Here is a 12,378-nt window from a genome sequence, read left to right on the forward strand (position 1 = left end):
CCGCTTCCCATTGCTCTCTACAGGAACGCACGCCTTGACTACGCTGATCTGCGGCTCGCTCGCCTACGACAACATCATGACTTTCGAAGGCCGGTTTCGCGAGCACATTCTGCCCGACCAGGTTCACCTGCTCAACGTGAGCTTCCTCGTGCCGACGATGCGTCGCGAGTTCGGCGGCTGCGCGGGCAACATCGCGTACGCGCTGCACATGCTCGGCGGCGACGCGCGGATCATGGCGACGGTCGGCGCGAACGACGCGGACCGCTACCTCGAGCGCCTCGACGATCTCGGCCTGTCGAAGGAAAACGTGCGCGTGGTGCCCGATTCGCACACCGCGCAGGCGATGATCACGACCGATCTCGACAACAATCAGATCACGGCCTTCCATCCGGGCGCGATGATGCAGTCGCACCTGAATCGCGCGGACGAAGTGCCCGGTGTGAAGCTCGGCATCGTCGCGCCGGACGGCTTCGACGGGATGGTGCAGCACGCCGAACAGTTCGCGAAAGCCGGCATCCCGTTCGTCTTCGATCCGGGCCAGGGGCTGCCGCTGTTCGACGGCGCGACGCTGCGCCGCATCATTGAACTCGCGACGTTCGTCGCGGTCAACGACTACGAAGGCAAGCTCGTCAGCGACAAGACGGGCTTGTCCGAACAGGAAATCGCCAGCCGGGTTCAGGCGTTGATCATCACGCGCGGCGAGCACGGCTCCACCATTCTTCACAAAAACGGCGAAGAACATATTCCCGTCGTGCGCGCCGAGCGCGTCGTCGATCCGACCGGCTGCGGCGATGCCTTCCGGGGCGGGCTGCTGTACGGCATCGAGAACGGTCTCGACTGGGCAACCACGGGCCGCCTCGCGAGCCTGATGGGTTCGCTGAAGATCGCTCACCAGGGGCCCCAGACTTACGCACTGACGCGCGCCGAAATCGACGCGCGCTTCGAGGCTGCATTCGGTTACAGTCTCAAATGAATATTGTTGGAGAGCAAAGATGCTGACGAAAAAAACCCTCACGCTCGCGGCCATGGTCACCGCCACGCTGACCCTCGCCGGCTGCTTCACGCCGCCCGGTTCGGCGGACGTCTATAGCGTCGGCCAGGCACAGCGCGAACAGACGGTACGCATGGGGACGGTCGAAAGCGTTCGGGCGGTGCGCATCCAGTCCGACGGCGGCGGCAGCGCGATCGGCACGCTCGGCGGCGGCGCGCTCGGCGCGGTGGCCGGCAGCGCAATCGGCGGCGGCCGGGGGTCGATCCTGACCGCCATCGCAGGCGGTCTCGCGGGCGCTGTCGCAGGCAATGCGATCGGCGAAAACCTGAGTACCGCGAACGGCGTCGAAATTACGGTGCGCCTCGACAACGGCGACCTGCGCTCGATCACGCAAGCGGCGAGCGGCGAGGTGTTCCGCGCCGGCGAACGCGTACGCTTGCTGTCGAGCGGCGGCGTCACGCGCGTCACGCACTAACGGGCATCCTCAGCACGCGGCACAAGCCGCGGTCGAACGCATGTGCGAAGCTGCACATGCGTTTTTTTTCGTCCGTACGCATCGTGCGGGCTGCCGCGCGGATAAAAAAATCCCGCCATCTGAGCCAGATGGCGGGAGCGATTGAGTAGCGCTACTCAACCCACGGACACCACGCGAGTGTCCGGGTACGGGTCAGCCGCGATTACGGACGGCTGCCGGTCGGGAACGGCCATGCAGCTGCCGGGTTGAGCGCGGTCTTCACGCCCGCGGCCGGTGCGACCGATGCGGTCGACGCGGTCGTTGCCGGCGCAGCCTTCTTCACGACGGCCTTCTTCGGCGCAGCAGCTTTCTTCGCCGGTGCGGCCTTCTTCGCAGGCGCGGCTTTCTTCGCGGCAGCCTTCTTCGCCGGCGCGGCCTTCTTCGCAGCGGCCTTCTTCGCCGGTGCCGCCTTCTTCGCAGCGGCCTTCTTCGCCGGTGCGGCCTTCTTCGCAGCAGCCTTCTTCGCCGGCGCGGCCTTCTTCGCAGCAGCCTTCTTCGCCGGTGCGGCCTTCTTCGCAGCGACCTTCTTCGTCGCGACCTTCTTTGCTGCGGCCTTCTTCGCCGGTGCCTTCTTCGCGGCAACCTTCTTCGTTGCGACCTTCTTCGCTGCAGCCTTCTTCGCCGGCGCCTTCTTCGCAGCAACCTTCTTCACGGCGACTTTCTTCGCAGCGACCTTCTTCACTGCTGCGGTCTTCTTCGCCGGAGCAGCCTTCTTCGCAGCGGTCTTCTTGGCAGCAGCCTTCTTAGCAGCCGGTTTCTTCTTGGCAGTAGCCATGTTGTTCTCCTTCAGGTTCAGATGAGAGTCAGTTCAAACTACACCCTTCGTCAAAACCCGCTTCCCGCGGACGCTGTTCAGGACGTGCGCTTCGAAGCGGGCTATTCATCGGCGTACGCAGATACCGCGCGCTTACGCTAATGAATACGGTATGGCGCGCGAAGCCGCCCGGCCTCGCGCGCCAAATCAAGTCGGCAGCCGGCGCACCTCGCGCCGCCACCGCTAATCGCTTGATCAAGCGGACAGCCACACGGCTGCCCGCTTTTTCCGGAGGGAAGTTTGCCCATCCCACTGAAGGGTTCGCAAAGTGCCTGTCGTGTCGTTGGGCCGTTAAGGCACCGGGCATGCTTTGCATCAGGCGTTCTTGCTCCTAAACCTTGGGCCGGCGCCCGAGAGGCGGCCGGCTGCTCCATCGTGTAACGGGTTCGCTGCTGCGGGTCATTCCCAGGACAGCGCGCCCCCGGTCTGATACTCGATCACACGCGTCTCGAAGAAGTTGCGCTCCTTCTTCAGGTCGATCATCTCGCTCATCCACGGGAACGGGTTTTCCTCGTTCGGGAACAGCGGATCGAGGCCGATCTGCTGGCAACGGCGGTTGCAGATGAAGCGCAGATAGCTCTTGAACATCGACGCGTTCAAGCCCAGCACGCCGCGCGGCATCGTGTCCTCGGCGTAGCGGTATTCGAGCTCGACAGCCTGCTTGAACAGCTCGCGAATTTCCGCGCGGAATTCCGGCGTCCACAGATGCGGATTTTCGAGCTTGATCTGGTTGATCAGGTCGATGCCGAAATTGCAGTGCATCGACTCGTCGCGCAGGATGTACTGATATTGCTCTGCAGCACCCGTCATCTTGTTCTGGCGGCCGAGCGCGAGGATCTGCGTGAACCCGACATAGAAGAACAGGCCTTCCATGATGCAGGCGAACACGATCAGCGACTTCAGCAGCTTCTGGTCGGCTTCGAGCGTGCCGGTCTTGAAGGCCGGATCCGTCAGCGTATGAATGAACGGGATCAGGAATTCGTCTTTCGCGCGAATCGACGGGACCTCGTGGTACGCGTTGAAGATCTCGCCTTCATCGAGACCGAGCGATTCGACAATGTATTGATAAGCGTGCGTGTGGATCGCCTCTTCGAACGCCTGGCGCAGCAGGAACTGCCGGCACTCGGGCGCCGTGATGTGACGATACGTGCCGAGCACGATGTTGTTCGCGGCGAGCGAGTCGGCCGTCACGAAGAAGCCGAGGTTGCGCTTGACGATGCGACGCTCGTCCTCGGTCAGACCGTTCGGATCCTTCCAGAGGGCGATGTCGCGGGACATGTTGATTTCCTGCGGCATCCAGTGGTTCGCGCAACCGGCCAGGTACTTCTCCCACGCCCACTTGTACTTGAACGGCACCAGCTGATTGACGTCGGTCTGGCCGTTGATGATGCGCTTGTCGGCGACGTTGACCCGCGCTTCCGAACCGCCTGCGGGAATAGCCGATGCTTGCGGCGGCACCGCAAGATCGCCTTCGAAAATGTCGCGGACCTGATGGGCGGCAGGCGTTGCAGCCTGCATTCCGACAGCCATCCCTGCGGAGGTGCGCGTCGCGTTTTGCTGCGCTCCGCTCGCGGGAGTTACGGCGGTCATCTCGTCATCCCAGTTGAGCATAAATTCTCACCATCAATTTAGAACGGTTTGTACCATCTTTTCCTGAGCGATAAAAGGGTTCGCTCACGAAAAATCCTTTTTTCGATTCGCGTTGCGACCTCGATACAACACTTTGAGCAACGCATCGTCGTTCGTGCAGCACGCGACGTGTGTCGCGCATGGTTCGTGAGGTGCGCTCGACGCATCGAACGTCGATCGAAACGCGACGTCGTCGGGGATGTTTCGATCGTTTGTCACTGCCTGCAACGCAGGTGTCGCGTTACAGATTCCTTATCATTTTTTTAGTAGAGAGCGACGCACACTTCAACCTCGATCGGTCGTCGTGCGCGCCGCTCGCATCCGCTTCGGCTACGCGCGCTGCGTTACTGGCACGCTTCGCACTCGTCGAAGCCCGGGTCGCCCGGACGCATCGTGCACACCGGACCGTCGGCTTCGACCGGCGCCAGCGCCGGTGCGGCATTGAGTGCGCCCGACGATGCTTCGCCGCCTGCCGCACCGAAGCCGCCCGCTGCGCCTTGCGCGCCGCCGCTGCTCGAGCCGCCGCCGGTCGGCACCGCATTCAGCGCGCCGTGTGCGACCGTCGACTTCTCGACGTGCGTCGCCGCCATCGTGCGCAGATAGTAGGTCGTCTTCAGACCGCGCAGCCAGGCGAGCTTGTAGACCTCGTCGAGCTTCTTGCCCGACGCGCCCGCCATGTAGATGTTCAGCGACTGCGCCTGGTCGATCCACTTCTGGCGACGCGATGCCGCCTCGACTAGCCACTTCGGATCGACCTCGAACGCGGTCGCGTAGATCGCGCGCAGGTCGGCCGGGATGCGGTCGATGCGCGACAGCATGCCGTCGAAGTACTTCAGGTCGGCGACCATCACCTCGTCCCACAGGCCGCGCTCCTTCAGGTCGCGCACCAGGTACTCGTTTACCACCGTGAACTCGCCCGACAGGTTCGACTTCACGTACAGGTTCTGGAAGGTCGGCTCGATGCACGCCGACACGCCGATGATGTTCGAGATCGTCGCCGTCGGCGCGATCGCGACGCAGTTCGAGTTGCGCATCCCGTGCGTCGCGATGCGCGCACGCAGTGCCGCCCAGTCGAGCGTCTCGGACATGTCGACCTCGACGTAGCCGCCGCGCGCTTCGGCCAGCAGCTTCAGCGTGTCCTGCGGCAGGATGCCGCGATCCCACAGCGAGCCGCGGTAGCTCGAGTAGCGACCGCGCTCCTCGGCCAGCTCGGTCGACGCGTAGTACGCGTAGTAGCAGACCGCCTCCATCGAGCGATCGGCGAACTCGACCGCCGCCTCCGACGCATACGGCGTGCGCAGCAGGTGCAGGCAGTCCTGGAAGCCCATGATGCCCATGCCGACCGGACGGTGCTTCAGGTTCGAGTTACGCGCCTTCGGCACCGCGTAGTAGTTGATGTCGATCACGTTGTCGAGCATCCGCATCGCGACGCTGATCGTGCGCTTGAGCTTGTCGTGGTCGAGCGCGTAGCTGCCGTCCGGCTGCTTCACCAGGTGCGCGACGAGGTTCACCGAGCCGAGGTTGCAGACCGCGATTTCGGTGTCGCTCGTGTTCAGCGTGATTTCCGTGCACAGGTTCGACGAGTGGACGACGCCGACGTGCTGCTGCGGCGAGCGCACGTTGCACGGATCCTTGAACGTGATCCACGGGTGGCCGGTCTCGAACAGCATCCCGAGCATCTTGCGCCACAGCTGCTGCGCCGGGATCTTCTTGAACAGCTTGATCTCGCCGCGTGCGACCTTCTCTTCGTAAGCCGTGTAAGCCGCCTCGAACTCGGCGCCGAACTTGTCGTGGAGATCCGGGCAGGTCGACGGCGAGAACAGCGTCCAGTCGGCGCCTTCCATCACGCGCTTCATGAACAGATCGGGAATCCAGTTCGCCGTGTTCATGTCGTGCGTGCGGCGGCGGTCGTCGCCGGTGTTCTTGCGCAGCTCGAGGAACTCCTCGATGTCGAGGTGCCACGATTCGAGGTATGCGCACACCGCGCCCTTGCGCTTGCCGCCCTGGTTCACCGCGACGGCCGTGTCGTTGACGACCTTCAGGAACGGCACCACGCCTTGCGACTTGCCGTTCGTGCCCTTGATATGTGAGCCGAGCGCGCGCACGCGCGTCCAGTCGTTGCCGAGACCGCCGGCGAACTTCGACAGCAGCGCGTTTTCCTTCAGCGCTTCGTAGATGCCGTCGAGATCGTCCGCGACCGTCGTCAGGTAGCACGACGACAGCTGCGAGCGGTGCGTGCCCGAGTTGAACAGCGTCGGCGTCGAGCTCATGAAGTCGAAGCTCGACAGCACGTTGTAGAACTCGATCGCGCGCGCCTCGCGGTCGATCTCGTTCAGCGACAGGCCCATCGCGACGCGCATGAAGAACGCCTGCGGCATTTCGATGCGCGTGCCGTCGACGTGCAGGAAATAGCGGTCGTACAGCGTCTGCAGGCCGAGATAGCCGAACTGCAGATCGCGGTTCGCGTCGAGCGCCTCGCCGAGGCGCTTCAGGTCGAACTGCAGCAGCTTGTCGTCGAGCAGGCCGGCTTCGACGCCGCGCCTCAGGAACTGCGGGAAGTATTCGGCATAGCGGGTCGACATCTCGGACTGCACCACTTCCTCGCCGAGGATCTCGCGGCGGATCGTGTGCAGCAGGATGCGCGCCGTGACCTGGCTGTAGGCCGGGTCCTTCTCGATCATCGTGCGTGCGGCCAGGATCGCCGAGTCGTAGACCTGGCTCATCGGCACGCCGTCGTACAGGTTCTTCACCGTCTCCGCGACGATCGGCTCAGGGTTAACCGCAGCGCCGAGGCCGTCGCACGCCGACACGATCAGCGCGCGCAGCGCATTCAGGTCGAGCGGACGCGTGACGCCGTTGTCGACGACGTTGATGCCGCTGCTCGCCTCGCCGCCCGCTGCGGCCGCTTCCTCGCCCGCGTGCTGGCGCTCGAGGTGACGCTTCTCGCGATACAGCACGTACGCACGCGCGACGTTGTGCTCGCCGCCGCGCATCAGCGCGAGCTCGACCTGATCCTGGATGTCCTCGATATGGAACGTGCCGCCGTTCGGGCGGCTGCGCAGCAGCGCGCGCACGACGTTGCGCGTCAGCTGCTCGACCTGCTCGCGCACGCGCGCCGATGCCGCGCCCTGCCCGCCGTTGACGGCCAGGAACGCCTTGGTCACCGCGATCGCGATCTTCGAAGGCTCGAACGACACCACGCTGCCATTGCGGCGGATCACCTTGTAGTCGGCGAACGTAGCCTGCGGCGCGAGCGCCTGCGCGCCGTGTTCGGCCCCGCCGAGAGGGCGGCTCGAAGCGCTCTCGTACTGGGACGTCGCGTTGTCGGTGGTTTGCATGTGCAAAGCTCCTGGTGTTGGATGGTGCGGAGAGAACCGCGGATTAAAACGAACGCTGCGCAACGCGGTGCGCGAGCGGTAAGACGCGAGCGATGCGTCGGGGAAGCCGGTTCGGTCGATGCGCGACAACCGATCCGGTCGTGTGCTTCGTCATGTCTGCCCCTGCCCCGTCGAAGATCGCTGCGCTGGATTTGCGACGCCCGGACCGCCCCCGGCCTGACGCGCCGCTCTGAGAACCCCGTGCGCCGGCGTTGCCCGCCGGCCGGTGCCGCTGGGGTTTTCCCTGCGACACACACTATATCTAGTGCAGAACTGCTCAGCTGGCACCAAGTATAGTGGACATTCGGACGACGTCCAAACGCTTAATTTGCGCGCGAGGGCTTGACATCGCACTCGCGCCGCGAATGTCCCGACGCGACAAGGCGTCGGTCCGCGAAAAAAATTTCGCGGCTCAAAAAAACCTGCGCTCAGTGCTGACGGAAAGGAAAGTATTCGGCGGAAAAGCCGGCTTCGTACGCGAAGCGTGGCCAATCGAAATGCGGGCCCGGGTCGGTCTTGCGGCCCGGCGCGACGTCCGAGTGCCCGGCGAGCGCGTCGATCGGATAGCGCGCGGCGAGCGTGCGCGCGAGTGCGGCGAGCGTCGTGTACTGCGCGTCGTCGAACGGCACGTCGTCCGCGCCTTCGAGCTCGATGCCGATCGAGAAATCGTTGCAGCGCGGCCGGCCGAAGAACTCGGACGAGCCCGCATGCCACGCGCGCTGGTCGCACGACACGAACTGCACGAGTTCGCCGTCGCGGCGGATCAGGAAGTGTGCGGATACGCGCACGCCGCGCAGGTGGGTCTGGTAATACGGGTGTGCATCGCAGTCGAGGCGATTGAGGAACAGCGCTTCGATCGCGTCGCCGCCGAACTCGCCGGGCGGCAGGCTGATGTTGTGGACGATCACGAGCGTCGGCACCGCGCCCGCGGGCCGCGCCTCGAAGTTCGGCGACGGCGCGTGGCGCGCTTCGCTCACCCAGCCGCGCGCGTCGACCGACAGCAGCCGTGCGTCGCTCATCGTGCGTCGTCGCCGCCCGCACGCGCCGCATGGCGCTGCGCATGCTCGGTGCTGCAGAAGTAGTCGCCGCCCGCGACGACGGCATCGCCCTTCGGCGCGTGCACGCCGCACTCGGCGCAGCGCACCATCGGCTCCGGCAGCGAGCGGGCGCCGCCGTTCGTGCGCGCGGACCCGGCGCCGTATCCGGGCGAGCCGCCTTCGCCCGCGCCGCGGCCAGTGCGCGCCTGCGCGTGCTCCTGTGCGTGGCGCAGCTTGCGCGCGATCCACGAGCCCGCGAAAAAGAGAAGAATCAGGAGAAGAATCTGTCGCATCGGCAACCTGCGTTCAAACCACGGAACGGTGCAGCAGCACCTCGAAAACGAATCGGCTGCCGACATACGCGAGCAACAGCGCGGCAAACGATACGAGCACCCAGCGCGCCGCGCCGCGGCCCCGCCAGCCGGACGTCTTGCGGGCCACCAGCAGCCCGCCGAACATCAGCCACGACAGGATCGCGAATACCGTCTTGTGGTCGAGCCGCAGTGCGCGTGCATCGACCTGCTCGCTGAACAGGATGCCCGATGCCAGCGTCAGCGTCAGCAGCACGAAGCCGGCGCCGATCAGGCGGAACAGCAGCTTCTCGAGCGTGAGCAGCGGCGGCAGCGTTTCGAGCCAGCTCGCGATCCATCCGGTCGAGCCGTCGCGCCCGCCGCTGCGCAGCGACTGCAGCCGCCGCTCGACCATCAGCATCAGGATTGCGTGCAGCGCCGCGATCGCGAACAGCCCGTACGCGATGTTTGCGATCAGGAAGTGCAGCTTGAACAGCGGCGCTGCGGCATACGGCAGCACCCTTACGCCGCCGAACGCGAGCGGCAGCAGCGACGCGCCGCACGCGAGCGGCAGCACGAGCAGGCGCAGGCTGTCGAGCGGGAAGAAGAAGCTCTCGATCCAGTAGATGCCGGCGCCGAGCCAGAACATCGCGGACAGCGCGAACGCGAAACCGAAGATCATCGCGTCGTGCGGAAAGATCGTCATGTGCAGCAGCACGCCGTGCGCGACGAGCGCGGCGAACAGCAACGCGCGGCCGGCCCCGCTCATCCCGGACGCGGCGGACGCCGGAACCGGCACGGCCGGCACGCTCGCGACGAGCGGCGCCGCGCCCTGGCGGTGCGCGCGCCAGCCCGCGACGGCGAGGCCGCCGTACAGGAATGCGGTGAGGGCATACAGTACAATATCCATGTTCGAAGTTTACACTAGGCCCCTGCGCCGCGACGGTCCGCTTTGTTCGGTCCCGCCGCGCCTTCGGGCCCCACTGTCCACCGCTCCCCATGCTCGACAATCTCACTCAACGGATGGCGCGCGTCGTCAAGACGCTGCGCGGCGAGGCCCGCCTTACCGAAGCGAACACGCAGGAGATGCTGCGCGAGGTGCGTCTCGCGCTGCTGGAAGCCGACGTCGCGCTGCCCGTCGTGCGCGAATTCATCGCGAAGGTGAAGGAAAAGGCGCTCGGCGAGGAGGTGATCAGCAGCCTGTCGCCGGGTCAGGCGCTCGTCGGCGTGGTCCAGAAGGAACTGACCGCCGTGATCGGCGGCGACTACGAAGGCAAGGCGGCCGAGTTGAACCTCGCGGTCACGCCGCCGGCCGTGATCCTGATGGCCGGCCTGCAGGGCGCGGGCAAGACCACGACCGTCGGCAAGCTCGCGAAGCTGCTGCGCGAGAAATACAAGAAGAAGGTGCTGACCGTGTCGTGCGACGTGTATCGCCCGGCCGCGATCATGCAGCTCAAAACGGTGAGCGAACAGGTCGGCGCGGACTTCTTCCCGTCGACGCCGGACCAGAAGCCGGTCGACATCGCGGTGGCCGCGGTCGACTGGGCGAAGCGCCACTACCATGACGTGCTGATCGTCGATACGGCCGGCCGCCTCGGCATCGACGAAGCGATGATGCAGGAAATCGCCGCGCTGCACGGCACGCTGAAGCCGGCCGAAACGCTGTTCGTCGTCGACGCGATGCTCGGGCAGGACGCGGTCAACACGGCGAAGGCGTTCAACGACGCACTGCCGCTCACCGGCGTCGTGCTGACCAAGCTCGACGGCGATTCGCGCGGCGGCGCCGCGCTGTCCGTGCGTCACATCACCGGCAAGCCGATCAAGTTCGTCGGCGTCGCCGAGAAGCTCGACGGCCTCGAGGTGTTCCATCCGGACCGGATGGCGAACCGGATTCTCGGGATGGGCGACATCCTCGCGCTCGTCGAGGAAGCGCAGCGCGGCGTCGACGTGCAGGCCGCGCAGAAGCTCGCCGACAAGGTCAAGAAAGGCGGCGACTTCGACCTGAACGATTTCCGCGCGCAGATCTCGCAGATGAAGAACATGGGCGGCCTGTCGTCGCTGATGGACAAGCTGCCCGCGCAGTTCCAGCAGGCGGCCGCCGGCGCCGACATGAGCCAGGCGGAAAAGCAGATCCGCCGGATGGAAGGGATCATCAGCTCGATGACGCCCGCCGAACGCGCGAAGCCCGAGATCATCAAGGCGACCCGCAAGCGCCGCATCGCGGCCGGCGCCGGCGTGCCGGTGCAGGAAGTGAACCGGATGCTGAACCAGTACGACCAGATGCGCACGATGATGAAGAAGCTGAAGGGCGGCAACATGCAGAAAATGATGCGCGGCCTGAAGGGCATGATGCCCGGCCTGCGCTGATCGCGCCGTCGGCCGGCGCGCGGGTTTTCGCCGTAGCGCGCACCGGCCGTTCTGCTTCATTCTTGTTTGTATACCGACTGCACGCCACGACACATGAACCGCGAAGAAGCCCTCCACATTTTCGACCACTCCGAAGAGATCGTTTCGGCCGACGCCGTCAATGCGTCGATCGCGCGGATGGCCGACGCGATCCGCGCCGACATCGGCGATGCGTTCCCGCTCGTGCTCTCGGTGATGGGCGGCGCCGCGGTGTTTACCGGGATGCTGCTGCCGCATCTCGACTTCCCGCTGGAGTTCGACTACATCCACCTGACGCGGTACCGCAACACGACGCAGGGCAGCCCGGAAATGCACTGGCGCGTCGCACCGCGCGAATCGGTGAAGGACCGGATCGTGCTCGTGCTCGACGACATCCTCGACGAAGGCGAAACGATGGCCGCGATCCGCGACCGCATCCTCGACATGGGCGCGAAGCGGTTCATGTCGGCCGTGCTGTGCGAGAAGACGCTCGCGAAACCGAAACCGCTGCATCCCGACTACTGCGGTTTCTCGGTGCCGGACCGTTACGTGTTCGGCTGCGGCATGGACGCGAAAGGCTACTGGCGCAACCTGCCGACGATCCGCGCGCTCACCGCGGACGTCTGACGCCGCTCGCTGCACTATATAAATAGAAAGCGGCGCGCCGGGAACCCGGCGCGCCGCTTTTTTTCGTTCGCCGCATGCGCGACGAGCGCCCGCTACAGCTGGTGCACGAACGCGCGGATCCCGGCCAGCAGCATCTCGACCGAGATCGCGACGAGCACAAGCCCCATCAGCCGCTCGAACGCCGCGACCGTGCGCTCGCCCAACCAATGCTGGATCCGCTCGGCCAGTACCAGCGTGACCGCGCAGACGATCATCGTTACCGTCAGCGCGCCGACCCACTCGAACATCTTGCCTGGCGCCTGCGACGTCAGCAGCATCACCGTCGCGAGCGCGGACGGCCCCGCGAGCGCCGGAATCGCGAGCGGCACGATGAACGGCTCGCCGCCCGCGCGCGGATCGCTGCCGAGCGCGCCGTCCGGATGCGGGAAAATCATCCGCAGCGCGATCAGGAACAGCACGATCCCGCCGCCGAGCCGCAGCGACAGATCGGTCAGGCTCATCATCCGCAGGAAGCGGTCGCCGACGACCATGAAGAACAGCAGGATCACGAACGCGATCCCGACTTCGCGCAGGATCAGCTTCACGCGCCGCTCGCGCGGCACGTCGCGCATCGCCGTGATGAACAGCGGAATGTTGCCGAGCGGATCCGTGATCAGCACGAGCAGCACGGTGGCCGACAGGAACGTGTATTCCACCGTGCCTCCCTGTCGACGC

Annotated in this window: 12 protein-coding genes; 4 read left to right on the forward strand and 8 right to left on the reverse strand. The window is 65.4% G+C overall.

From position 1 onward, the window contains the following. Window positions 1-34 precede the first annotated feature (34 nt). Window positions 35-973: a carbohydrate kinase family protein gene (locus tag BUB20358_RS11480; RefSeq protein WP_006765231.1), complete on the forward strand. Its 939-nt coding sequence runs from the start codon at window positions 35-37 to the stop codon at window positions 971-973. A gap of 19 nt (window positions 974-992) precedes the next feature. Next, window positions 993-1,466: an outer membrane lipoprotein gene (locus BUB20358_RS11485; protein ID WP_006765232.1), complete on the forward strand. Its 474-nt coding sequence runs from the start codon at window positions 993-995 to the stop codon at window positions 1,464-1,466. Between the two features lie 202 nt (window positions 1,467-1,668). Here the strand turns inward: BUB20358_RS11485 and BUB20358_RS11490 are convergent, their stop codons facing one another. From BUB20358_RS11490 to BUB20358_RS11520, 7 genes are all read right to left on the reverse strand, one after another. Then, window positions 1,669-2,280 (reverse strand): histone H1-like DNA-binding protein, encoded by a 612-nt coding sequence (locus tag BUB20358_RS11490; RefSeq protein WP_035973081.1) that lies wholly within the window; start codon window positions 2,278-2,280, stop codon window positions 1,669-1,671. Between the two features lie 28 nt (window positions 2,281-2,308). Further along, window positions 2,309-2,635: a hypothetical protein gene (locus BUB20358_RS11495; protein ID WP_081293612.1), complete on the reverse strand. Its 327-nt coding sequence runs from the start codon at window positions 2,633-2,635 to the stop codon at window positions 2,309-2,311. A gap of 83 nt (window positions 2,636-2,718) precedes the next feature. Continuing rightward, the gene (locus BUB20358_RS11500; protein WP_006765233.1) at window positions 2,719-3,930 is read right to left on the reverse strand and encodes a ribonucleotide-diphosphate reductase subunit beta; all 1,212 of its coding nucleotides are present in this window, start codon (window positions 3,928-3,930) and stop codon (window positions 2,719-2,721) included. A 362-nt stretch (window positions 3,931-4,292) separates the two neighbouring features. Further along, the gene (locus BUB20358_RS11505; RefSeq protein ID WP_035973083.1) at window positions 4,293-7,286 is read right to left on the reverse strand and encodes a ribonucleoside-diphosphate reductase subunit alpha; all 2,994 of its coding nucleotides are present in this window, start codon (window positions 7,284-7,286) and stop codon (window positions 4,293-4,295) included. Window positions 7,287-7,753: 467 nt separating this feature from the next. Further along, the gene (ampD, locus tag BUB20358_RS11510; protein ID WP_035973084.1) at window positions 7,754-8,344 is read right to left on the reverse strand and encodes a 1,6-anhydro-N-acetylmuramyl-L-alanine amidase AmpD; all 591 of its coding nucleotides are present in this window, start codon (window positions 8,342-8,344) and stop codon (window positions 7,754-7,756) included. Further along, window positions 8,341-8,655, reverse strand: a complete 315-nt coding sequence (locus tag BUB20358_RS11515) for a PP0621 family protein (RefSeq protein WP_035973086.1) — start codon at window positions 8,653-8,655, stop codon at window positions 8,341-8,343. The genes ampD and BUB20358_RS11515 overlap by 4 nt, the downstream gene beginning before the upstream one ends. A 13-nt stretch (window positions 8,656-8,668) precedes the next feature. Then, the gene (locus tag BUB20358_RS11520; RefSeq protein WP_006765236.1) at window positions 8,669-9,562 is read right to left on the reverse strand and encodes a cytochrome C assembly family protein; all 894 of its coding nucleotides are present in this window, start codon (window positions 9,560-9,562) and stop codon (window positions 8,669-8,671) included. A gap of 89 nt (window positions 9,563-9,651) precedes the next feature. Between BUB20358_RS11520 and ffh the strand changes: the two genes are divergently transcribed. Together ffh and BUB20358_RS11530 are read left to right on the forward strand one after the other, a co-directional pair. Next, window positions 9,652-11,019: a signal recognition particle protein gene (ffh, locus tag BUB20358_RS11525; RefSeq protein ID WP_006765237.1), complete on the forward strand. Its 1,368-nt coding sequence runs from the start codon at window positions 9,652-9,654 to the stop codon at window positions 11,017-11,019. Between the two features lie 93 nt (window positions 11,020-11,112). Further along, on the forward strand, window positions 11,113-11,664 hold the full coding sequence (locus BUB20358_RS11530; RefSeq protein ID WP_006765238.1) for a hypoxanthine-guanine phosphoribosyltransferase: 552 nt from the start codon (window positions 11,113-11,115) through the stop codon (window positions 11,662-11,664). 92 nt (window positions 11,665-11,756) lie between these two features. On the opposite strand, the gene BUB20358_RS11535 is transcribed toward BUB20358_RS11530, so the two are convergent. Further along, window positions 11,757-12,359: a MarC family protein gene (locus BUB20358_RS11535; RefSeq protein WP_006765239.1), complete on the reverse strand. Its 603-nt coding sequence runs from the start codon at window positions 12,357-12,359 to the stop codon at window positions 11,757-11,759. Between the last annotated feature and the right edge of the window lie 19 nt (window positions 12,360-12,378).

Source organism: Burkholderia dolosa (genome assembly GCF_902499135.1).
Lineage (GTDB): Bacteria > Pseudomonadota > Gammaproteobacteria > Burkholderiales > Burkholderiaceae > Burkholderia > Burkholderia dolosa.